Annotated in this window: 18 protein-coding genes; 4 read left to right on the top strand and 14 right to left on the bottom strand. The window is 63.0% G+C overall.

From position 1 onward, the window contains the following. Nucleotides 1–48: 48 nt before the first annotated feature. From GSQ90_RS25050 to GSQ90_RS25035, 4 genes are all read right to left on the bottom strand, one after another. Nucleotides 49–1,587, bottom strand: a complete 1,539-nt coding sequence (locus GSQ90_RS25050) for a sugar ABC transporter ATP-binding protein (protein ID WP_158817689.1) — start codon at nucleotides 1,585–1,587, stop codon at nucleotides 49–51. A 10-nt stretch (nucleotides 1,588–1,597) separates the two neighbouring features. Beyond that, nucleotides 1,598–3,073 carry a mannitol dehydrogenase family protein gene (locus GSQ90_RS25045; RefSeq protein WP_158817688.1) on the bottom strand — a complete coding sequence of 492 codons (1,476 nt, stop codon included), beginning with the start codon at nucleotides 3,071–3,073 and terminating at the stop codon, nucleotides 1,598–1,600. Nucleotides 3,074–3,150: 77 nt separating this feature from the next. Beyond that, a complete protein-coding gene (locus GSQ90_RS25040) occupies nucleotides 3,151–4,110 on the bottom strand; it encodes an ABC transporter substrate-binding protein (protein ID WP_158817687.1) in 960 nt (319 codons plus the stop codon). A gap of 317 nt (nucleotides 4,111–4,427) precedes the next feature. Further along, complete coding sequence (locus tag GSQ90_RS25035) at nucleotides 4,428–5,531, bottom strand: LacI family DNA-binding transcriptional regulator (RefSeq protein ID WP_158817686.1); 1,104 nt, start codon at nucleotides 5,529–5,531, stop codon at nucleotides 4,428–4,430. Nucleotides 5,532–6,122: 591 nt separating this feature from the next. Between GSQ90_RS25035 and GSQ90_RS25030 the strand changes: the two genes are divergently transcribed. From GSQ90_RS25030 to GSQ90_RS25020, 3 genes are all read left to right on the top strand, one after another. After that, the gene (locus GSQ90_RS25030) at nucleotides 6,123–7,328 is read left to right on the top strand and encodes an HlyD family secretion protein (protein WP_158817685.1); all 1,206 of its coding nucleotides are present in this window, start codon (nucleotides 6,123–6,125) and stop codon (nucleotides 7,326–7,328) included. Continuing rightward, a complete protein-coding gene (locus GSQ90_RS25025; protein ID WP_158817684.1) occupies nucleotides 7,325–8,902 on the top strand; it encodes a DHA2 family efflux MFS transporter permease subunit in 1,578 nt (525 codons plus the stop codon). The genes GSQ90_RS25030 and GSQ90_RS25025 overlap by 4 nt, the downstream gene beginning before the upstream one ends. Nucleotides 8,903–9,052: 150 nt before the next feature. Further along, entirely contained in the window at nucleotides 9,053–10,576 is a 1,524-nt protein-coding gene (locus GSQ90_RS25020; protein WP_158817683.1) for an efflux transporter outer membrane subunit, read from the top strand. 136 nt (nucleotides 10,577–10,712) lie between these two features. On the opposite strand, the gene GSQ90_RS25015 is transcribed toward GSQ90_RS25020, so the two are convergent. The 6 genes from GSQ90_RS25015 to GSQ90_RS24990 all read right to left on the bottom strand — a co-directional run bounded on the left by GSQ90_RS25015 (nucleotide 10,713) and on the right by GSQ90_RS24990 (nucleotide 17,585). Beyond that, complete coding sequence (locus GSQ90_RS25015; RefSeq protein WP_158817682.1) at nucleotides 10,713–11,654, bottom strand: RNA polymerase subunit sigma-70; 942 nt, start codon at nucleotides 11,652–11,654, stop codon at nucleotides 10,713–10,715. Further along, nucleotides 11,654–12,397, bottom strand: coding sequence for an SDR family oxidoreductase (locus GSQ90_RS25010; protein WP_158817681.1), 744 nt, complete (start codon nucleotides 12,395–12,397; stop codon nucleotides 11,654–11,656). Before GSQ90_RS25010 ends, GSQ90_RS25015 begins: the two co-directional genes overlap by 1 nt. A gap of 220 nt (nucleotides 12,398–12,617) precedes the next feature. Beyond that, nucleotides 12,618–13,718, bottom strand: coding sequence for a substrate-binding domain-containing protein (locus tag GSQ90_RS25005; RefSeq protein ID WP_158817680.1), 1,101 nt, complete (start codon nucleotides 13,716–13,718; stop codon nucleotides 12,618–12,620). Nucleotides 13,719–13,720: 2 nt separating this feature from the next. After that, nucleotides 13,721–14,767 carry an ABC transporter permease gene (locus GSQ90_RS25000; protein WP_158817715.1) on the bottom strand — a complete coding sequence of 349 codons (1,047 nt, stop codon included), beginning with the start codon at nucleotides 14,765–14,767 and terminating at the stop codon, nucleotides 13,721–13,723. A gap of 59 nt (nucleotides 14,768–14,826) precedes the next feature. Beyond that, on the bottom strand, nucleotides 14,827–16,344 hold the full coding sequence (locus GSQ90_RS24995) for a sugar ABC transporter ATP-binding protein (protein WP_158817679.1): 1,518 nt from the start codon (nucleotides 16,342–16,344) through the stop codon (nucleotides 14,827–14,829). 152 nt (nucleotides 16,345–16,496) lie between these two features. Next, entirely contained in the window at nucleotides 16,497–17,585 is a 1,089-nt protein-coding gene (locus GSQ90_RS24990; protein ID WP_210254980.1) for a LacI family DNA-binding transcriptional regulator, read from the bottom strand. Between the two features lie 447 nt (nucleotides 17,586–18,032). Between GSQ90_RS24990 and GSQ90_RS24985 the strand changes: the two genes are divergently transcribed. After that, the gene (locus GSQ90_RS24985) at nucleotides 18,033–18,419 is read left to right on the top strand and encodes an ester cyclase (protein WP_158817678.1); all 387 of its coding nucleotides are present in this window, start codon (nucleotides 18,033–18,035) and stop codon (nucleotides 18,417–18,419) included. Nucleotides 18,420–18,513: 94 nt separating this feature from the next. On the opposite strand, the gene GSQ90_RS24980 is transcribed toward GSQ90_RS24985, so the two are convergent. The 4 genes from GSQ90_RS24980 to rocF form a co-directional block, all read right to left on the bottom strand. Continuing rightward, nucleotides 18,514–19,806: a tetratricopeptide repeat protein gene (locus GSQ90_RS24980; protein ID WP_158817677.1), complete on the bottom strand. Its 1,293-nt coding sequence runs from the start codon at nucleotides 19,804–19,806 to the stop codon at nucleotides 18,514–18,516. Nucleotides 19,807–20,157: 351 nt separating this feature from the next. Next, on the bottom strand, nucleotides 20,158–20,994 hold the full coding sequence (locus GSQ90_RS24975) for a helix-turn-helix domain-containing protein (protein WP_158817676.1): 837 nt from the start codon (nucleotides 20,992–20,994) through the stop codon (nucleotides 20,158–20,160). Nucleotides 20,995–21,064: 70 nt separating this feature from the next. Beyond that, nucleotides 21,065–21,616, bottom strand: a complete 552-nt coding sequence (locus GSQ90_RS24970; RefSeq protein WP_158817675.1) for a carboxymuconolactone decarboxylase family protein — start codon at nucleotides 21,614–21,616, stop codon at nucleotides 21,065–21,067. 208 nt (nucleotides 21,617–21,824) lie between these two features. Further along, complete coding sequence (gene rocF / locus GSQ90_RS24965) at nucleotides 21,825–22,751, bottom strand: arginase (protein WP_158817674.1); 927 nt, start codon at nucleotides 22,749–22,751, stop codon at nucleotides 21,825–21,827. Between the last annotated feature and the right edge of the window lie 22 nt (nucleotides 22,752–22,773).

The raw sequence follows: 22,773 nt of genomic DNA, 5'->3' as shown, positions 1-22,773 counted from the left end.
CTGTCCTGCCTGTCTCAAAGTCTGCCGCCGTGTCCGCCGGCGAACGTGTCACGCCGCTTCCTTGGCTGCCGAGGTGGCGATGGCCATGATGTTCTCCTGCGTAATCTGTTCGGCGCCAGCGGCCCCACCGACCTCGCCGGCGATGCGGCCCTCGCGCATGACGATGACGCGGTCGCATATGCCGACAATCTCCGGCAGTTCCGAGGAGATCACCGCGACGCCGACGCCTTCGCGCGCCAGCCTGTCGATCAGCCGATAGATTTCAGACTTCGCGCCGATATCGACGCCGCGGGTCGGTTCGTCGAGGATCAGTACGCGCGGCCGGGTTTCGAGCAGGCGCGAAAGCAGGACTTTCTGTTGGTTCCCACCGGATAGGCCGCCAACCGGAGCGTCTGGCGAGGCGGTGCGAATGCCGGTCGCCTCGATCGCCTCTGCGGTGCGCTTGCGGCCCTTGGCCCGATTAAGCACGCCGCCAGCCAAGGCGTCGCGGCTCATCACGCCCAGATTGATGTTCTCGGACACGGACATGTCGAGCATCAGTCCGAGCAACTTGCGGTCCTCGGTCAGATAGGCGATTCCTGCTTCAATGGCGTCCTTCGGCGAGCGGGGATTCACATCGCGACCGTCGACGGCGATCGCGCCCGTTATTTTCGGATCGGCGCCGAAGATCAGGCGAGCGAGTTCCGTGCGTCCGGCCCCGACCAGGCCGGCGATGCCGAGGACTTCGCCTTCGTGAATGTCGAAGGAGCACGGCTCGACGCGCCTGCCATCGGAGACGTCGCGCACCGAGAGGATGGGCCGGCCACGGCTCCCATGGGCGTTATGCTCCTTCTTGTAGAAGGAGGAGAGATCGCGTCCGACCATCATGCGCACCACGGCCGCCGGATTGATCGCGTCGCGCCCCAATGTGCCGACGTAGGCGCCGTCGCGCAGCACAGAGACGCGGTCGGAAAGCTCGTAGACCTCTTTCATGCGGTGGCTGATGTAGACGATGGCGAGCCCCTCCTGCTTGAGTTGGCGCACCAGGGCGAACAGCCGTTCAGTCTCGCGCTCGGACAAAGTAGTGGTGGGTTCGTCCATGATCAGCACGCGTGAGCGGGCATGCACGGCGCGCGCGATTTCCACCAATTGACGCTCGGCAATCGACAGGCCCGCGACCTTGTCGCGCGCGGCAAAGTTGGCGCCGAGACGCTGCAGAACGCTTTCGACGCCCGCAACCATTGCCTTGCGATCGATAAGGGCGCCCCGGCTCGGCTCGCGGCCCAGATAGATGTTTTCCGCGACGGAGAGATTCGGGGCGAGGGTCAATTCCTGATAAATGATGGCGATGCCCAACTGCTTTGCCGCCATCGGCCCGTTGATCGCAACTCTGCGGCCCTCGATCACGATTTCCGAACCCTCATCCGGCGCAATGGCGCCCGATAGGATCTTCATCAGGGTCGACTTCCCGGCTCCGTTCTCGCCCATCAAGGCGTGGATTTCGCCAACTCTAATGTCGAGCGACACGCTCGTCAGTGCGCGGACACGCCCGAATGTCTTCGAGACATTTCGCATTTCCAAGAAGGGGCGATTCTGGTCCGTACTCATCCGATCGTTCCTAGATCAAGAGTTGCGCGAGCGTCGCAGCGGTCCCTTGCGTTTCCAAGCGTTGTGAAAGGTGTTGATAGGCTGCAAGGAAGCGCGCGCTCTGCCGAAGGCCAAGTCCACGAAAAGCGTCGATGTCGAGCACGGCCAAAGGGTCGCCGCCGCGCAATCGCTGCCAATCTGTTTTGGCGATGTGCGGCTCAAAAACTTTGAAGGAAACGCCCTCATCGTCGACGCCATCCAGATAGCGTCTGAAGCAGGCGATCAGGAACACTTCGCGGGTGAGGTCGCCGCCGTTGGCGATCAGTTGCGCGATCGTCTTGCCGTGGAAGACGACAATCTTTGAAGCGCCGTCGCCGGCCACGCGCAGAAGCTGGTCTTTGATCGCCGGATTGGCGAAGCGCTCCACCACTTTCTCAGTGAAAGCCGGCACGGAAAAGCCAGACGGCGGATCAACAAGCTGTCGAGCGTCAAGGTCCCAGAAATTATGGAGAAGTCGCGGAATGGCGGGCTGACGCATGCCTTCGTCGACAAACCGCGAACCCATCAGCAGGGCAGGGTAGCACATCAGCATGTGAGCGGCGTTGGAAAGCCTGCCCTTCACGGCGACATATGCCGGGACCTCGTCGCTGAACACAACGCCGGCGAGCTCGAGTTGAGGCCGCCCGGCGCAGAAGCGGTCCTCCACGACCCAACTGGTATAAGTTTCGCAAGTCGCGGCGAGGAGATCGTCGACGCCGGTCGCCAGCGCCAGTCTTTGACGTTCGGCCTCCGGCACGTGCGGCGCAATTCGGTCGACCATTGAATTCGGAAAGGCGCCGTTCACGCCGATCCAATCAGCGAGATATGGATCGATCGCCCGGGCGAAACTCGTGACGCCCAGACGGGTCGTCTCGCCATTGCGTTGGAGGTTATCGCAGGACATCACCGTGAAGGGCGGAAGCCCCGTCGCGCGTCGTCGCGCCAGCGCCGCGACGATGTAGCCGAACACGGTGCGGGGCGAACCGCCTTCGAGGTCGTGGCGGATATCGGGCGCGTCAAGCCGGAATGCGCCACTCTTTTCATCGATATTATAGCCGCCCTCGGTGATCGTCAGCGAGACGATTCGAGTCGCGCTGTCGGCAAGACGAGCGAGCACGGCCTCTGGAGAATGCGGGGCGTGCATATATTCAACCATCGCCCCGACGATCTGCGTATGGCGCGGGGTCGGCGAGCTGAGCGCGGTGACGGAATAGAGGTTGTCTTGAGCGTTGTAGGCTTCGGCCTTGGCCCTGGCGGCCGGCCCATCTGTAAGGCCGACGCCGCAGATGGCCCAATCCTCATGGCCTGGATGGTGCAGGCAGGCTTCAATGGCGAGCCCCTGGTGCACCCGATGAAAATTGCCGACGCCGAAGTGCACGATGCCCGGCCGCAGGCGGTCGCGGTCATAGGTTGGCCTGGCGACATTAGGGCCAAAGGACCTGAGGGCTGCTCGGCTAAGCTTGATCATTTTAGCAATATTTTCTGAAAGGAATGCGCCCTCCCCGAAAAAGCGGGGAGGGCTCTCTGCGCCCGGTCTGGGGGAAATCAATCGTCGTGCTTGAAATTCCAGCCTTTGTACTCACCGACATTTTCGCGAGTCACGAGGGTTGAAGGGATCAGGATGAGCGGATTTGCAGGCTTTTTGCCATTGATGATGTCGATGGCGGTCTCTGCCGAGACCTTCGGAATGGCGTAGAAATCCTGGCTCGCAGATCCTTCGATCATGGCGAGCGCAGGATCTTTTAACGCCGCTTCAATATCAGGCGAACCGTCGACCGAAGTGATGAAAAACTCGCTACGCTTCGACTGTTTCGCAGCAAGGGCCGTGCCTATCGCCTGCGGATCATTGATGGTGAAGATGGCGTCGATCTTCGGGAAGCGGGTCAGATAGCCCTGCGCCACAGCCATGCCGCCGTCCCGCGAACCCTTGCCATCCTGATCGTCGGACAGAACTTTGATTCCGGGATATTTGGCGAAAACCTGCTTGCAGCCATTGACGCGGTCGATCACCGACGAGACCTGAGGTCCGTTCTCGATGACGACGTCGCCTTTGCCCTTGAGCTTGTCGGCGATGTACTGACAAGACACGCTTCCGGCCATGACGTTGTCGGTCGTAATGGCCGCGTCGGCCCCGTCGGCTGCGGTATCGAACGCCACAACCGGGATGCCGGCCGCCTGCGCTTTCTTTATGGCGGGCGTGATGGCCTTCGGATCGCCGGGATTGAGCAGGATGAAATCGACTCCGGCTGCGATGAAATTGTCGATTTGGTTGACCTGTTTGCCAAGGTCATAGTCATAGCCCACCGTGGTGACCCGCGCCTGCGGATACGCCTTGTGGATGAGGCGCGTCGCCGTATTGGCAATGATGACAAAGCCTGGGTTTCCCAGAGACCCAACAGATATTCCAACGGATTTGACGTCCTTGGCGAAGGACGGCCCACCAGATGTCAGGGCAAGCGTTGCGCCAGCCATGACGATCCCGGCCAGGTGCTTCTTGGTCCTCATGATTTCCTCCCTAATAGGACTGATTTTTGTGTCTTTGTGAGACCGATCTCATCAAAACTGAGATCGATCTCAGTTTGAGGAATGCATGAAGGAATCGGGATTGTCAATAGCGCCTCTCGTTCGAGGAGTTGAAAATCGGGCGCCCGCTTGATCGATTGATCAGCGCTAACCGCCTAAACGTGTCCGACGCGCATACAGCGGGTTACATCGTCACGATATTGGCCAAACGCTTTGAAAATTCGGCCCGCTCGCTCTCGCGACTTGTCGCCGCAGCCGCGGACGTACGTATCTGTGGGATTTTAGCGATCGCTCGATAGTCAGATTGCAGGGCGCTTAACCTGCTGTTTGTGAACATCGGCGACCGACATGCGGTCGATCAACTGAGTCGGTAGTTCGATTCTGCCTGATTTGCCGTGCCCTTTGATCTGCCGGATCAGTGCGGTGACAGCCGCACTCCCGAGTTCGTAGACAGGGCGCTTGATCACCGACATCGCCGGCGCAATCACCTTTGCCCACGGCGAATCATCGAAGCTAATCAGCGACACCTCCTTGCCGATGGTGAGGCCGAGTTCGCCGCAGGCCGCTAGGACGCCCAGCGCCATCTCCTCGTTGGTCGCAAGTATAGCGGTCGGGCGCGGCCGCTGCCTCAAGAGCTCCAGCGCGGCGTCGCGACTCGCCTCAAGGTCGCTGCGGCTGTAACGGATAATCGGCTCGGGAGCTCCATTTGCAGCAAGCGCCTCTAGCGCGCCGGCTGCGCGTTCCCGCACTGTAGAAACAACGCCTTCGGGCTGCGATGTTTCGGCGCCATGCGCAGCCGCCGTCGCCAGTAGAAGCGCGATCCGGACATGCCCACGTTCAAGAAAAAGCTCTATGGCGGCTTTGGCGCCGCCTCGATCGTCGGTGCAGGCGCTGGCGACGCCAAGCCCAATCACGCTGCGATCGAGCAGCACCAGCGGCTTCGCCAAGTCGTCGTTCAGGACAAGATGATCAAAGCTTGTCGCCGACGATGGCACGACGATGAGTCCATCCACGCGTTTCTCGATAAGCAGACGCACGGCGTCGATCTCTTTGGCGAGATCGTCGTCAGTATTGAGAACGAGGGTCTGGTAACCGGCTTGCGCTGCGGTGTCGATGATGGCGCGGGTTGCGTAACTGAAGAACGAATTGCTGATATCGGCGACGACGACCCCGATGGTCTGGGTCGTGCCCGCGCGCATGGATCGCGCCACGACATTCGTGCTGTAATTCAACTCGCGAGCGGCCGCCGCTACGCGTTTGCGTGTTTGCTCGCCGACGAAACCATAGCCGCCCAGCGCTCGCGCCGCGGTGGCGCGGGACACTTTGGCGCGCCGGGCGACATCGATCAAACGAGCCGGCCGCTCGACGTTGCCCTTGCCGTTCCCGTTCGCCTTGTCCGCCACTTATTCCACCACCGCTTGTTCTTGTTGCAATTTAGACACCTAATGCGAACGCTGCCAGAGGCGTCGGCGTCGCCATTGGCGGGCCTTCGACGTCATGCAATGTTCCGACGGTGCGAAATGAAAAGCGGAAGCGCCGCGAGAGACGCTTTGCCAGCCGACATTGTACGGGCGGCAGGTCCTTCCCCCCGGCGATAGACCATTATTGAGAGCTTACGCTCGGAAGGCGGAATTGTCGACGATCCTGAATTGCTCCCCTTCGCTGAGGACAAGTGGACGGCTTCACGCGCTCAGCGATGGGCCAATCACACAGTCTTGAACGCATCCCATGCAACCGGGGAGCGCGCATCAATCGTTAGGCGCGCCCGTTTAGCATTGGCAAGCGTCATTCCGGGCGCGCCATCGCTTAAACGCCATATCAGCGCGAAGGTCGAGAGCCGCGGTTGCTGTCATCTCGGCTTGCCTGGAACCCGGAACGTTCGCAAATTGGGCTCGAACCAGTGACCATCTGGCGAATGTCGGTTAGACTTCATTGGCGGCGACGCAAGCCGCGACAATCCTCGACGCATCCGATCGTCAAGCGAGCAAAGGCTGATGGCCGAAAGTCAGACCGATCAAGAGAGCAACAAAGACCAATCCGTGACGGGCGAAGCGGCGGCCGGCGAACCCGGCAATTCCGCTGCGCAAGCGCCTGGCAAGGCCAAGGGTGGTCGGGACGACGCGGATAAGGGAGGCGACGCGGGCGAGGCCGCCCGGCGCCGCCGCCGCCCCGTCGTCTGGCTGATCGGCGTCGCGGTCATCGCTTTGCTCGTCGCTGGCGGCGCCTATTACTGGATCACCACCCGCGGCCTCGAAAGCACCGACGACGCCTATACCGACGGCCGTGCGGTCGACATCGCGCCGCAGGTCGCCGGCGAAGTCGCCTCGCTCGACGTGAAGGACAATCAGTTCGTGCACAAGGGACAGGCGCTGATCCACATCGACCCGCGCCAATATCAGATCGCGCGCGATCAGGCCGAGGGCGCCCTGGAGACGGCTAAGCGCCAATATCAGGGCCAAGTGTACGGCGCCGAGATCGCGCGCAAGAATTTTCCAGCGCTGCTGGAGCAGGCGCAGGCGCAACTCGCCAGCGCCAAGGCGAACCAGCTCAAGGCCAAGGCCGACGACGACCGCCAGAAGAGCCTGCCGAAACTCGCCACGACACAGCAGGAGGTCGACGCGGCCAACGCCGCGCTCGCCCAGGCCGACGCGCAGGTGATGCTCGCCGACGCGCAGGTCCAGCAGAATTCGCCGGTGCAGCAGCGCATCGGCGAGACGGACCAGCAGGTCGGACAATTGAACGGACAGGTCGAGCAGGCCGAGGCGCGGCTCAACCAGGCCAATCTCAACCTCTCGTGGACGATCGTCAGCGCGCCGCAGGACGGCTGGATCACCAAGCGCAACGTCGAGATCGGCAATTATGTTTCGCCGGGCCAGCAGATCTTCTCGATCGTCTCGCCCGACGTCTGGATCACCGCCAATTTCAAGGAGAACCAGCTCGCCCAGATGCGGCCGGGCCAGTCGGCCAAGATCAGGGTCGACGCCTATCCGCAGCTTGACCTGCGCGGCCATGTCGACAGCATCCAGATGGGCTCGGGCTCGAAATTCGCCGCCTTCCCCGCCGAGAACGCGACCGGCAATTTCGTCAAGATCGTGCAGCGCGTGCCGGTCAAGATCGTCATCGACAGCGGGCTCGATCCCGACCTGCCGCTGCCGCTCGGCCTATCCGTCGACCCGACAGTGACGGTGACGGGGCAATGAGCGACGCGCACGCGGCGGGCGCCGGATGGAAGCCGCGGTTCAATCCGTGGCTGATCGCAGTGTCGGTGACGCTCGCCGCCTTCATGGAGATTCTCGACACCACCATCGTCAATGTCGCGCTGCCGCATATCGCGGGCACCATGTCGGCGAGCAGCGACGAGGCGACATGGACGCTGACGTCCTATCTCGTCGCCAACGGCATCGTGCTGACGATTTCCGGCTGGCTCGGCGACCTGCTCGGCCGCAAGCGCTATTTCCTGATCTGCCTGACGATGTTCACCGTCTGCTCGTTTCTGTGCGGCATATCGACCAGCCTCGGGCAGCTCATCGTGTTTCGATTGATGCAGGGCTTTTTCGGCGGCGGCCTGCAGCCGAACCAACAGTCGATCATTCTCGATTCCTTTCCGCCGGCAAAGCGCGGCGCCGCCTTTGGCGTGGCGGCGATCGCCACCGTTGTCGCGCCGATTCTCGGGCCGACGCTCGGCGGCATCATCACCGACAATGCGACATGGCGCTGGGTGTTCTTCATCAACGTGCCGGTCGGAATCATCGCGGTGTTCCTGAACTCGATCCTGGTCGAGGACCCGCCCTGGGAGAAGAACAAGAAAAGCCGCGGCATCGACTATGTCGGCCTTTCCCTCATCACCATCGGCCTGGGCTGCCTGCAGATCGTGATGGATCGCGGCGAGGACGAGGATTGGTTCGGTTCGTCGTTCATCGTCACGATGTCGGTGATCGCCTTTGTCGGCATCGTCGCCGCCGTTCTCTGGCTGCTCGTCGCCAAGGACCCGATCGTCAACCTGGACGTCTTCAAGGACAAGAATTTCACCGGCGGCTGTCTGATGATCGCTGCGATGGGCGCGATCCTCTACGCCAGCGCGGTGATCATCCCCGTCTTCGCGCAGCAAATCCTCGGCTATACCGCGACCTGGTCCGGTCTCATCCTGTCGCCCGGCGGAATCGTCGTCATCCTGCTCATTCCGGTCGTTGGGCGGCTGATGACGTTCATGCAGACACGGGTGGTGATCGCGATCGGCTTCTTCATCATGGGCTGCGCGATGGTCTATTCGAGCGATCTCGTGCCCGACATCGATTTCACGACGCTGGTGCTCATGCGCAGCTTTCTGACCGCCGGCCTCGCCTTCCTGTTTGTGCCGATCAGCACGGTCGTCTACCTGACGCTACCGCGCAACTTGCGCGGCGACGGGGCGGCGCTCTATTCGATGTTCCGCAACGTGTTCGGGTCGATCGGCATATCCGCCTCGACGGCGCTCGTCGTGCAGCGCAGCCAGATCGAGCAATCCTATCTCTCGCAATGGTTGTCGCCGTTCCACCAGCCCTATAACGTGCTGGTGGCCAAATACGAGCAGGCGCTCGCGGCGCTGGGCCACAATGCCGGCAGCGTGCACGCGATCGCGGTGGGGCGCGTCTATCGCGACTTCATGACGCAGGTGGCGGTGCTCGCCTATTCCGACGTCTTCTTCCTGCTGGCGATGGTTTCGTTTGCGGTGGTTCCGTTCTGCTTCCTGCTGTCGGGCAAGACCGCGAGCGCGGGCGCGGCCGGCGCGCATTAGACGGCGCGGCGGATAGGGTTGGGACGATAAGGTCTATTCCGGCCAATCGATCTCGCCTTAGTCTATTGGAAAAGCGCGGCTGCGGCGGCGCGGGGTTCGCGTGCGATCGTCTCGATTGAGGCGACGCCCGCCGGCGTGAGGTTGTTCGCTATGTCAAAGAAGCGCATCGCCGCCGTTGCGGTCGCAGCGTCGGTTCTCGCGGCCTGCAACGTCGGGCCGGATTTTACGCCGCCGGACTCCGGCCTGCCGCAAGCCCGCTTCGCCAACCCAGCGGCGGCGACGTCGGCCAAGGAGGCCTCGCCGAGTTCGGCAATCTCCAGGCCGCCAGACCCCACTTGGTGGAAGGCGTTCGGCGATCCTGCGCTGACCAGCCTGGAGGCGCGCGTGGCGACCGCCAATCTCGACCTGAAAACGGCCACGTTGCGCATCGCCGAGAGTCGCTTCCAGCGTAGCGCCGCGGCGTCGGCCGAACTTCCGTCTCTCGAGGGGACCGCCAAATACCAGCGCGAACTTTACAGCCAGAACGGCATCGCCAGCCTGCTCTCGGGCCTGCTGCCGAGCGGGGGCGCGGCGCCGGCGCCGATCGGCGCGATCAACGAATACACCACGGGGTTCGACGCCTCCTGGGAACTCGATCTTTGGGGCCGCGTGCGGCGTCAGGTCGAAGCCGCCGATGCCCAGGTCGAGGCCTCCGAGGACCAGAGACGCGACACGCTGGTGTCGATCCTGGCGGAGGTGGCGCGCGATTATATCGAACTGCGCGGCGCTCAGGCGCTGCTCGGCAACGCCAACGAGAATCTGAAGATCGAGCGGGACCTCCTGGACTTGACCCGCACGCGCCAGGAAAAGGGCCTGACGACCGGCCTCGACGTTGAGAACGCGGCGGCGCAGGTCGAGGCCGTGCGCGCCCAGATTCCCGGTTTCGAGCAGCAGGAGGCGCAGCAGATCAATGCGCTGAGCCTGCTGCTCGATCTGCCGCCGAACGGCCTGCGCGCCGAGCTTGCGCGCGCCAAGGCGGTGCCGCCGACGCCGGCCCGCGTGCCGATCGGCATCCCCTCCGAACTCGCGCGCCGGCGCCCCGACATCCGGCGCGCCGAAGACCAGTTGCACGCTGAGACCGCCGACATCGGCGTCGCCGTCGCGTCTTTCTACCCGACCGTCCAGTTGAACGGCACGCTCGTCCTCGACTCCCTCACTTCCAGCAATCTGTTCAAGGGAAGCTCGCTTCAATATTTAGCGGGCCCGAGCCTCTCACTGCCGATCTTCGAGGGCGGCAAACTCAAGGCGATGCTTGAATTGAGCAAGGCGCAGCAGCAGGAAGCGGCGATCGCCTATCGCAAAGCCGTCCTGCAGGCGTGGCACGACGTCGTCAATGCGCTGATCGCCTATCGCACCGAGCAGCAAAAGCGGAGCCGCCTGGCCAGTCAGGTCGAGCATTCCCAGCAGGCGCTGACGCTGGCGCGCGCGCGCTACAACGACGGCGTCGCCGATTTCACCACCGTGCTGGACACCGCGCGCACCGTTCTCCAGGCGCAGCAGCAATTCGTGCAGAGTACGGTCAACGTCTCCGTCGACCTTGTCCAGCTCTATAAGGCGCTCGGCGGCGGCTGGGAGCCGACCTATCCGAACCCCGCGACGGCGTCGCCGGTCGAGCAAGCGCAGGTCGACAAGTGAGCGGGCGTCGAGACGTCGTGGCCCCGCCGGACAACGCTTTGCGCGCTTCGCCGACCTCCTCGAAGGACCGAGCGATCCCGACATGATGGCGCGGCTATGCCGGGGCGAAAACATCGCCCGGCCGATCGGCTTGGCGTCAGCCCGTCGGCGGCAGGCCGAAGGCGGCGAACAGGTTCGCGCCGAGCGGCGGGGCGTAGAGGACGATCTCGCCGACCTGTCCGCCGCCCGCCAGGACATGCAGGGAATGCGGTAGATAAGGCGCTTCGCCGCGGCGGGTGTAGACGGCGGCCGCCGGCTGCCCGTTGGCGACGACGGCGACGGCGCGGAAGCCGTCATAGCGCGGCCAGACGCCGGTCATGAAGCGCGCGACCGCGTCGCGGCCAATGAATGTGCGGCGCCACGGCGGCATGGTCAGGACAATGTCCCTGCGCAAAAGGCCGATCAGCGCGCCGACGTCGCCCGCGTTCCAGGCGTCGACATAGGCCTCCACCGGCGCGTCGTCCCCCGCCGCGACATCGGGCGGGGGCAGGGCGGTCCGCGCCCGCTGTAGGGCGCTGCGCGCCGCCGCCACGCTGATGCCGAGCGCGGCCGCCGCCTCCGCCGCCGTCATGCCCACGCCCTCGTGCAGCAGCAGCACGGCGCGGGCGCGCGGCGACAGCCCGTGCAGCAGCGAGACGAAGGCCAGCCGGATATCCTGTCCACGTTCGGGCCCGGTCGGGGGAACCTCGCCCGGCCATGGTTCGACCCACGGCTCCGTCCCCGGCTCGATCTCATCGAGGCTGGGGCCGAACAGGGTCTGTCGCCGTCGGCGCGTGCGCAGGGCGTCGAGACAGACGCGGGTGGCGATGCTGTAAAGCCACGATCGCCCCGCCGTCCCGTCGCGCAAGCTGGCGAATTCGCGCCAGCCGCGCAGCAGCGTCTCCTGGACGCAGTCTTCGGCGTCCTGCAAGCCGCCCATCATGCGATAGCAATGGCGCTTGAGCTCGCTGCGCATGGCGCCGGCCAGCGCGGAAAAGGCGCCCGACGCATCGGGCGCGCCGGAAGCATCGGCTATGGCGATCGACGTCTCCATTCGCATCAGCTTAGCGCCGCTACGCCATCGGGGGAAACGATGAAATTGCCGCCCGGCGGCGCATCCGCGATCAGGTCGAGCAGCGCGTCGGCGACTTGTTGCGGCGTCTGTCCCGGGCCCATCGCCTGGAGGAAGGCGGCTTCGCTGGCGCCGGTATAGGCGGCATAGCCCTTGACCCCCGCCGCGCCGATATCCGTCTGCGGCATCAGGCGCGCCGGAGCCAGCGATAGGAACCGCAGGTCGAGGCCGGCGCGGTCGGCCGACTTCTGGGCATAGCCGGTCATGAAGATCTGCATCTGTTTGGCGCCGGCATAGCCGCCGGAAATCGGCGAGCCCTGGCGCACGGCGCCGCTGGTGATGGTGACGATGGTGGCGCCCGGCGGCAGAGGCCGCTTCAGCGCCGCCTGCAGGAAATGGAAGCTCATGCGCACATCGTTGTTCCAGTTGTCGCTGAACGCCTCCCAGTCGACCTCGGGGAAGGGGCGGCATGGCGGCATCGCGCCGCCGCACAGGATCAGGATGCGCGGCGCCTGGACGGCGAAGACGCGGTCCGGCGCATCGGCCGCCGATGCGTCGCACGCCAGCACCGCTGCGCCCGGCAGGTCGCGCGCCAGGGCGTCGAGGCCGGCCTGGCCTCGCGCCACAACCAGCGCCTGCGCGCCGAGACGATGAAAGTTTTCGGCCAGGACACGGCCAAGACCGCGGCTGGCGCCGATGAGAGTGACGGGGATGCGGGATAAATCAACCATTGCGGGGCTCCTCCATGCGAGTGACGTGGAGTAGGACGCCCCGGCGCCCGGCGATGCATCGCGCCGGCCGGAATTATTTTCAGCGCTCGCGCTTTACCCTGGCTTTACGGGTATTGCGGCGACGGCCTGGACAGCGCTCCCTCAGATGGCTGGCTCAACGACAATCTCCCTTCCTCCGGGGAGGAAGGGAGCGATTTGCGGCGGGCGTGTCCGCCTCAGATCACTTCACGCCCCAGATTTTCTTGTATTCGTCGCGATAGCCGTTGTCGGGATCGAAGATGTTCTTCGGGCCGCCGTCGAACGCGATATTGTCGGGCGTCACGAGATGGATGCCGGAGATGAAGCCGGACCACGGCGCTTTATTGAAGGCGCGATTGAGTTCGTCGACGAGCTGCCAGCCCTGCTCGTTCAGCGGCTCGGGCACCGTTCCCGCCTGATATTGCTTGGCGCGAATGCGCTGGAAAGCCGATTCCGAGCCGTCGCCGGCCGAGATCGCTTTGGGCGCGCCGTCGCCCTTCATGCCGGCCGCCGCGAGCGAGGGCCCCATGAAGTCGAAATAGAGATCGTTGATCGCCAGCGAATAGGTCCATTTGGCGCCGTATTTCTGCAGCAGCGTCGTCGTCAATTGCGGCATGCGTTGCGAACTTTCGCCGATCGGCGAATCGACGAATTCAAGCACCGTGCAGCCGCCGCATTTCTTGATCGCAGCCTCCATCGTGCGCGCCTTGAACACGGCGATTTCATATTGCGTGTCGGTAAAAATGACGACGCCCGCCTTGCCGCCGGAATCGGCGATCGCCTGAAAGGCGGCTGTGTCCGAGACGTCTTGCGGCGAGGTCGTCACATTGGCGTAAATGCCGGCCTCGGGTTCTGGCCCTGGACGGGTTCCCGCGTGCCAGCCAACCACAATGGCTCCCGCTTTGGCGGCGGCGTCAAAAGCGACCTGTTGCTCCTTGGTGTCGAACCCGCCCACGACAATGCCGTCGGGCTTGAGCGTCAACGCCTGGTTCATCGCGGCGGTGCGCGCTGAAACGGACCCTTGCCCATCGACGACCGTCACCTTCCAGCCGGCCGCCGCCGCCGCTTCCTTCAAGCCCTCGGAGGCGCCCAGAATGCCGCCGTTCTTGAGGTCGCCGGCGACAAAGACGATGGTTTTGTTGGAGACGATTTTTGGTCCTGTCGTCGGGCCGTCCCATTTATCGGCATGCGCGGTCGCAGCCTTGGCCTTCGCCGCCGCCATGTCGCTATATTCGTCAGCGCGGGCCGCGCTGGCGTTGACGGCCAGCGCGCACACGCTCGCCAAAAGAACTGTCTTCAACATGCTCATTCTCCCTTGGGGGTCGCCGCGGGCTTGTTTGAATTCCCGTTGGCTTGCGCCAGTGACGCTGGCGCGCGTAGTGCGCCGACTCCGCGCCTTCTCTGCGCGTAGCCGGCAATGCCGATGGCGACCAAGAGAGTGGCGCCGTTGAACAAGGGTTCGACGAAAAACGAAGCGCCGAACTGCTGGATGCCTGAAATGCCGATGGCGAGAATGGCGACGCCGACGATCGTGCCCCACACATTGACGCGCCCCGGTTTGATCGTGGTCGAGCCCAGAAACGCGCCGACCAGCGCCGGCAGCAAATATTCGAGTCCGACGCTGGCCTGGCCGATGCGCAAACGGGAGGCGAGCAGAACGCCGGCAAAGGCGGTCAGCGCGCCCGACGAGACGAAGGCGATGATCGTGTAGCGCCGCACCGGAATGCCGTTCAGCGCGGCGGCCTTCGGGTTGGCGCCGATGGTGTACAAATAACGCCCGATCGGCAGATATTCGAGAATGACCCAAAGAGCGAGCGTCAGGGCGAGCACGTAATAGCCCGTGATCGGCAGATCGAGGAAAAACGATCCGGCGATCGCATAGAAACCGTCCGGCGCGACGCCGATGACCTGATGTCCTTGCGTGTGCCACATGGCGATGGCGTAAAGGACGGTGCCTGTGCCCAATGTCGCGATGAAAGCATCGATCTGCGCGATTTCGACCAGCACCCCGTTGAGGAAACCGACAAGACCGCCCAAAGTCAGAACGGTGAGAACCGCGAGCGGCCAAGGAAAGCCGTATTTTGTCTGCAGGGAAATCGCCAGAATGTGCCACAGGACGATCCCGTAGCCGACGGTGAGATCGATCTTGCCGGTGACCATCGGGATCATCACGGCCAACGATAGAATGGCGATGATCGCCTTATCGCCGATGATCGAGCGCAAATTGATCATCGTCGGAAATGTCTCGGGAAGCAGAATCGAAAAGAGCACGCCGAGTAGAACGGCCAGAATGACAAGGCCATAGACCGGCGCGAATCGTTTGACGCGCTCAAAGGGCGTCGCGTGCTCCATCTCGAAACGTGTCGGCTCCAGAGCGGTGGATTTGATCGACGAAGCCAATTCGTCCTCCCTTAAGCAGCGCGCCCGGAAACGGAGGCGGCGTGTATCAAGCGCTCGATAGTGATGTCCTTGTCCGACAATTCGGCGACGATTTCGCCGCGCGAGAAAACCAGGGCGCGATGGCACAAACGCGCGACTTCCTCGAAGTCGGTCGAGACAACGACGACGCAAAGCCCCGTCTTCAGCGCCTCATCGAGCAAACGGTAGATTTCGGCCTTTGCGCCGACGTCCACGCCCGCGGTCGGATCCTCCGCGATGAGCACCTTGCCGCCGATCGCCAGCCAGCGGCCGACGACAACCTTTTGCTGGTTGCCGCCCGACAGAGCCTCGATCGGTAGGTCCGGGGCGTTCGGCCGCAAGCCGACGCGCGCGCCGATCTCACGCGCCATGCGCGCTTCTCTGCGCGGCGATAGAAAAGACGCAATCCCTCGCCCGACAGCGCCGGGATTGACGAATGTATTCTCGCGAATGGACAGGCCGGCGGCGGTCGATTCATCGACCCGTTCACGCGCGACGAGGCCTATTCCCGCCGCCATCGCCGCCGCGGCGTCGATCAGGTTGAGCCGCTTTCCGTCAAGCCATATTTCGCCCTTATGCGTCATGGAGCCGAACAGAGCCCGGCCGATCCGTTCGTGGCCGGCCCCGCGCAATCCCACCAAACCGACAATTTCCGATTTCGCCACCGCGAAATCAACCGGGCCTGCGCCTTCGACCGCGAGCTTTTTGGCCTCCAGCCGCGGCGCGTGGTCCTCGACGCGCGTCGAACCTTCGAAGCGCTCCAGCGCCTTGCCGACAATCAGCGAAACGAGTTCTTCGGGTGACGTCTCCGCAACGCTGCGTTCGCCGACAAGACTGCCGTCGCGCAGGACGGCGATGCGGTCTGCGATCTCGAAGACCTCGTCGAGGCGGTGGGAGACATAGATCATGCCCACGCCCCGCGCCTTGAGCGGACGCAAGGCGTCGAACAGACGATGCACTTCATCGGCGGGCAGGGAGGCCGAAGGCTCGTCCAGAACGAGCACGTTTGATTCGACCGCAAGCGCGCGGGCGATGGCGACAAGCGACTTTTCGGTGCGCGTCAGGTCGCGCACGCGCATTGTGGGATCCAGCGGGCAATTGACCTGCGCCATCGCAGCGCTGGTCGCCGCTTCCGCGGCGCGCCAGTCTATGATTCCGCGTTTCTGCGGATAGCCGATCGCGAGGGCGATATTTTCGGCGATGGTCATCCAGTCGACCAGGCCGAGATCCTGATGGATGAAGGCGACCGGCTGGCGCTGGCCGAAAGTGGGCGGACGATGTCGGTAGGGCGCGCCCCGATAGTAGATGACGCCCTCGTCAGGGTCGTGAATGCCGGCGAGCGTCTTGATTAGGGTGGACTTCCCTGCTCCATTTTCTCCAAGGAGCGCCAGAATTTCGCCCGGGCGAACGCTGAGAGTCACGCCTCTGACGGCCGTCACGCCGCCAAAGCGCTTCACGATCCCATCGAACTGGATGAGCGGCGTTTGCGTCGCGCTTGTTTGGTTGTGCACCGCTCCTCCCCCCGCCAATCGCGTTTGTTTTTAGTTTCGCTCAATCGACGAAGGATGTTATCGATAACATCGATCTCGTGCAAGCGATCGGTCGTGGTGGCCTCAATGATGAAAGGGCGGCTGTCTCTTTGGCGGCGAGACGGCCATGAAATTTAAGTCGTCTCACGCGCGATTACCTTAAATTCCATCGTCACCCGCGCAGGCGGCATAGCCCCTCGCCGGTCGCGGGCCCCTATGGCGTCCAATACGATCTCCGCCGCACGTTCCCCGATGCCGACGCAGTCGATTCCGATTGTCGTCAGGCGCGGCCATGCGCAACGTCCGACGTCAAAATCGCCAAATCCAGCAATGGCGAGTCGGCCGGGCACCGCAATGCCGCGGCGGTGGCACTCCATCAGGACCCCAAAGGCGGACAGGTCCGAGACGCAGGCGACCGCGTCAACATCAGGCCATTGCTCGAGCATCAGTCCCAAGGCTTCGCCTCCCTGCTCGATCGAGACAGGCGGCTTCCCGAAGGCGACAATCCGCCCTTCCGGGAGGCCAAGTTCTTTCACCCCCTTGATGTAACCGGCGCGGCGCTCCGACCCGCGAATGTCACGGTTGGTCGTTCCGCCGATGAAGCCGATGCGCCGGCGCCCGCGATCATAGAGATAGCGCACCATAGCGCGACCTGCCGCCGCATTGGAGAAGCCGACGACATGTCCGAGCGGCGCTTTCGGCAGATCCCAAATTTCGACAATCGGAATATCCGCGGCCGCGAGCATTTTGCGGGCTTCCGGCGTGTGCACGCCGCCCGTCAAGACGATCGCTTCAGGCCGCCGTTTCAACAATATGCCGATGAGAACTTCCTCGCGCTTCAGGGAGTAACCGGTGTCGCCGAGCAGGATCTGCAGTCCAGCCCGCTCGAAGGCGCCAGTCATACCGCGCGCGGTATCGGCAAAATTTGAACTGTTGATTGAGGGGACGAGCACCGCGACAAACCCGGACCGGCCCGAGGCGAAGACGCGCGCCGTGGCGTCGGGCACGTAACCGGTCTGCTTGACGACCTTGAGGACGCGGTCTCTCGTCAGCGGCGAAATAACGGCGTCGCTTTTGAGCGCACGCGAAACCGTCATCGCAGAAACGCCGGCGAGTTTTGCAACCTTTTGCATGGTGATATTTGGCGGCGAACCGTGAGATGCGCCATTGCGGGCGGCGCCCTGCTTGGGCCTTCTGCCAGCAGAAGACTTCTTCGATTTCATGCGCGCAACTTCCTCGACGTCGTAGAGCATCGCGCCGGCAATGTGATCGATACCATTCTTCGCCGTCTTTTGCATCATTTGGCGTTCGCAAACGTTGGCAAGGCCGGGGAGGTTGGTCGGGCCGCGGTCTGGCCGGGAGCCGACAGTGGTCAATGTTTCCCTATGGCGCCATTCGGCTCTATATTGCGCGGCCTAAGCGGCTGTGCAGGGCGTTGCGCCATAGCCGGGCCCTCGCCACGCCCCCAATTGGCGTCTTTTGCGTTTTCAGAGGGAGAGCGGCGGCATGTCCGACAAGCCAAGTTTCAAAACTCCGACGGAAGCGGCTGCGATCATGGCCGCCATGCTCCGCGTGCAGCTTAAGCCGCATGAGGAAATGAAGCGGGGAAAATCCAAAGGCCAAATCGGCCCCAAGAACAAGCCGCCGCGGCGGGGACCTGGCAAATAATTTTGAAAAAAGCAAACCTCTCCAACATCTACAGAGACTACATCGCTTGCCTTAATCAGCAGGACTGGCCGAGGCTGGAGCAGTTTGTCGACGATGAAGCGCGCCACAATGGTCAGCGGCTCGGAATATCGGGCTATCGCGCGATGCTGGAAAAAGATTTTTATGAAATTCCAGACCTTTATTTCCATATTCAACTGCTGGTTGCCGATCCCCCTTACATAGCGGGCCGGCTGGAATTCAACTGTGCGCCAAAAGGAAAATTCCTTGGGCTCCCTGTCAACGGGAGGAAAGTTTCCTTTACCGAGAACGTATTCTATGAATTTCGGAGAGAGAAGATTTTCGAGGTATGGTCGGTTATCGATAAGGCGGCTATCGAAGCTCAGCTTTAGCGCGAAAAATCATTCCGGATGACCGGAATTGGCTTTACCGCGCGCTCCAGTAAAGCGTCGCCGCAATTCCGGTCGTTGGTGCTGGCGACCGCCATCAATGTCCGCAAAAGTGCCTGCCAAGCGGGCAGACCAACATATTGTTGGGGCAGCAGCGCGTATCCCCTGGCGCCGCTTGCCATGCGGGATTGTACGAGGTCCCGTACGAGGGGCGGTAGACGACATAGCGTCGTCGATGGATCGTCTGCCCGATCTGCGCACTTGCAGCGGACGCTTGTCGCAGCATCGGCAAACGCGCCGGTATCGGGTCGCGGCTTTCCGGGTCGACTTGCTGCGCGCGAAGGCGAAGCGCTCCGGCCTTTTCCGGATTGGGCGGCCCGAGATAGCCGCTCTCGTACATGTTGGCCAGGAACTTCATCGACCGTCCGTCGCCGATGTCCGCGGCTTGCTGAAGATATTGCGCCGCCATCGGATAGTCGCGAGGCACGCCAGCGCCATTGAAGTAATGATCCGCGACGATCTTGAGTCCGAACGGATTGCCGGCCTCGATCGCTTTCTCGGCAAGATCCAACGATTTGGCGTCGTCCCTGGCGACGCCGACGCCGTCGCCATACATGGCCGCGAGATTGGCCATTCCGCGGTTCGACCCCGCGGCCGTAGCCTTGCTGAAGTAGTCGAACGCGGTTGGGTAGCTTTGGATCACGCCGTGCCCTAAATAATAAAGCGCGCCGAGGTCGACCATCGCTTCTGTGAAGCCTGCGCCGGCGGCGGTTTTGTAGTCGCGCAACGCCTCAATGTAGTTCTTCAGATGGTCCTGCGCGCGGCCGAGCTGGTATACAAAACGCATCTCGTCAGGATGCGCCTGCACTTCCGCCGCGCAAGCCTCGACGCCTTGGCGCCAGTCGGTTTCGTTTATCTCATGCACCGCGTCGGGCGACGAAAACGGCGCGCGCAGCGCGGCGATCTTGTCGCATTCGGTGGCGGGCGCCGACGGCGGCGCGGAGGCGTCGCGCGGCTCGGCTGGCGCCTCTTTGGGAGTGAAGGGCGCAGGCGTCCGTGTGTTGGCGAGAGGCGCCGCGGCAGCCGGCGCTTGTGGGGTGGAGTCCGCAAGATAGACGCCATCGGCCCCGGCGAGCCGGTCAGAAAAATCATGCGTCGCCTCGGCCATCGCATCGCGATGCGCGATGACGTCGAACCCGACGCCCCCAAGCGCCTGAACCAGATCCTGGGCGTCGTTTGCCGAATTTCCGGGTTCAGGGGCGTTTTGATGCTCGCCGTCGCTCAGGATGAGCGCCGGCCGCGCATCGGCCGCCGCCGGTCCGGGCGCGGCCAGAACAAGAGCAACGGCGGCGCAAAGTCCCAGCGCCGTCCTCCGAAACAACAAGGACATTCTTACCCCGAAATCAGCCCAAGCCACGGCGTCTATCCGGCGTCCCAGCAGACGCGGCGAACGCCAAGACGGCGCACGATGTACGATCTTGACGGAGAAGGGAAGCGCAAAAGGGCGCGCGAAACCTCTGCACCGAACGGACCAGCGCCAGGTCCGAAGCCCTTCAGGATCGGCGACCCCATGATCACGGGCAGGCCCTTGACCGCCGCCAGGTGTTCTTCACCGCGAGCGGAAAGGCATGCAACGGCCACGGAATCACGCCAGAATCTTGCGTTCGTTTCGCGCATGAGGTTGCGGCGACGCGACGGTGTTTGTCCAATGCGGGAGCCCGAGAGAAATGGGACGCAGAAGTCAGCGATGCGCCGGAACATTGCTCATCATCGCGATGTGACGAGCCTCCGTTGCTTCATCGGCCGGAAACATGCACTCGATACGCAATTCCTGCGCGGCGATCGTTTGCGGGGTTCCGACGGTCGTGACCATCGAAAAATAATTCATCGCCTTGTCGTCTTTAACAAAGCTGATGGGTATGACGGGCATGGCGCGCAGAGCGATGGGCGTCTTCCATTCGGTTTTCACATCGGGATAGGCGAGCAACGCGGCCAGCAGTTCTTTGGTTCTTTCGTCGATGACGCGCCCGACGGATTCACGATAGACGCGCTCGAACAGGCTTTTCGCGACGTTTTCCCAATTGGCGATAAACGGGCGCATGCCTTCCGGGTCGAACATCAGATGCAGCATGTTGCGCGGACTCCGACGCGCGGCCATATCCGTGAAGCAATTGAAGAAGCGCGGCGCCGATTCATTGGTCATCAGCACGTTCCAGTAGCGATCCATCACCAATGAGGGGAAAGGGTCATGCTGGCGCAAAATACGCCCGAGCGCGCTCGTTACGCTTTGCATTTCCGGACCATTCCAGGCGCCCTCGGAATAGATGGGGGCGTAGCCCGCCGCCAGCAGCAATGGGTTGCGATCGCGAAGGGGAATATCGAGCGCTTGCGCAATATCCAGCAATGTCTGGCGACTGGGAACGCTGCGCCCGCTTTCGATGAAGCTGATGTGCCGCTGCGACACGCCCGTATCGAGGGAGAGATCGAACTGGCTTTTGCCGCGCCTGTCGCGCCAATGGCGCAACAGCACGCCCAACTCGTTAGCGAGCGGCTTTATGTTGAGGTTTGATGCCTTCATCAGCGTTCATTCTCTATTGCGGCGAACGCGCATGGCGCGGCGCGAACCGAGCCATGCGCGATCGCGCTATTCAGGCGGCGGCCCAGATATGGGCCTTGAAGCGGTCGTCGACCGGCGTGCCCGCCATATTCGTCGTCGTGGCGGTGATCATGGAAATGCCGAGGCCCAGGACCACTTCGAAAATTTGAGCCTTCGAATATCCAGCCGAAGTGAACTTTTCGATTTCGACCTCGGTCGCATTCCCTTTGCGTTCGAGAAGCGTCTTACTGATTTCCGAAAGCGCGGCATATCGGGCGTCTTTGGGGAGCTTGCCGTTGCGAATGGCCATGACGTCGCTCTCCGGGACGCCATCTTCAACCGCAAAAGTGGAGTGAGCCGCAATGGTCCATGGGCACTTGAGGGCGACCGCATTGGTCAGCAGCAAGATCTGCTTCTCCGCCTCATCGAAGCCTCCGCCATGAAAGCTTCCGAAACTGGCGGCGAACCCATTGAGGAGAACCGGGTTCTCAGCCATTGTTCCCATGATGTTTGGCAAAAATCCAAACTTCTGTTGCATGCCGCTCAGCGTCTGCCGCGACTTTTCCGGGGCCGACTCGATCGTGTGAACGTTAAATTTCTGCATTTTCTTGGTCCTTATTTACGACGCGAAACATGATTGCATGGGCATCTTCTCGGCCGCGCTGTTTCTTCCGCACGGCAGGCGACAGAAGACGCTCGCTTTATTATCGATCGCCCGCAGCGGTTCAATTACATCGCAGGTAATAAAGCGCATCCGCACGCCGCCGAACCGGAAGGCCATGTCGCAAGCGCGCTGGAGCCGCCGCGTCGCGTCAATAGCTCCGGGTGGGGCGGTCCATGACGCGGCGGCCCATCAAACTCGCCACGAGATCGACGATCAGCAAGGCGGTGCGCCCGCGCTCGTCGAGAAACGGATTGAGTTCGACAAGGTCGAGGCTCGCGACAAGCTGGCTGTCGTGCAGCATTTCCATCACCAGATGCGCCTCGCGAAAGGTCGCGCCGCCGGGAACGGTGGTGCCGACGCCGGGCGCGATGCCGGGATCGAGGAAATCGACATCGAGGCTGACATGCAGGATTCCATTCGCCGCTGCGACGCGCTGCAGGAAACGGTCGAGCAGCGGCGCAACGCCTTGTTCGTCGATCGCGCGCATGTCGTGCACGACGATCCCCGTCGCGAGCGCGGCGCGCTCGGCGGAATCGACGCTGCGGATTCCCATCATGCAGATGTTCTGAGGATTCACTGGCGCGGCCAGCGGCGGAAACAATCCGGCAAAGCCAGGCTGTCCCGTCGCATAGGCGATCGGCACGCCATGCAGATTGCCGCTGCGCGTCGTCTCGAGCGTGTGAAGATCCGGGTGGGCGTCGAGCCATAGGACAAAGAATTCCCGCCCGTCCTCGGCGGCGCGGCGTCTCAGGCCCGAAAGCGTGCCGGCCGCCAGGCTGTGATCGCCGCCGAGCACGATGGGCATGCCTTCCGCGCTCGCGCGATAGGCCGCATCGGCGATCGCCTCAGTCCAGGCGACGATCGCCGCAAGATTCCTGATCGCGGCATTGGGGTGGCTGATCGTGTGCATCGGCGCCGGCGCAATATTGCCGCGGTCGAGCGCGGGATAACCCAATTCTTCAAGCGCGGCAGCCAGTCCCGCCGCCCGGAACGCGCTTGGCCCCATGTCGCAACCAAGCCGTCCGGAGCCTTCCTGCACGGGCGCGCCCAAAAGAATGCACGGCTTTCTGGTCATTCGCTCATCCCTCGACGCATCG

This window comes from Methylocapsa sp. S129 (assembly GCF_009765995.1).
Classification (GTDB): Bacteria; Pseudomonadota; Alphaproteobacteria; order Rhizobiales; family Beijerinckiaceae; genus Roseiarcus.
This window is presented reverse-complemented; position numbering and strand designations above follow the sequence as displayed.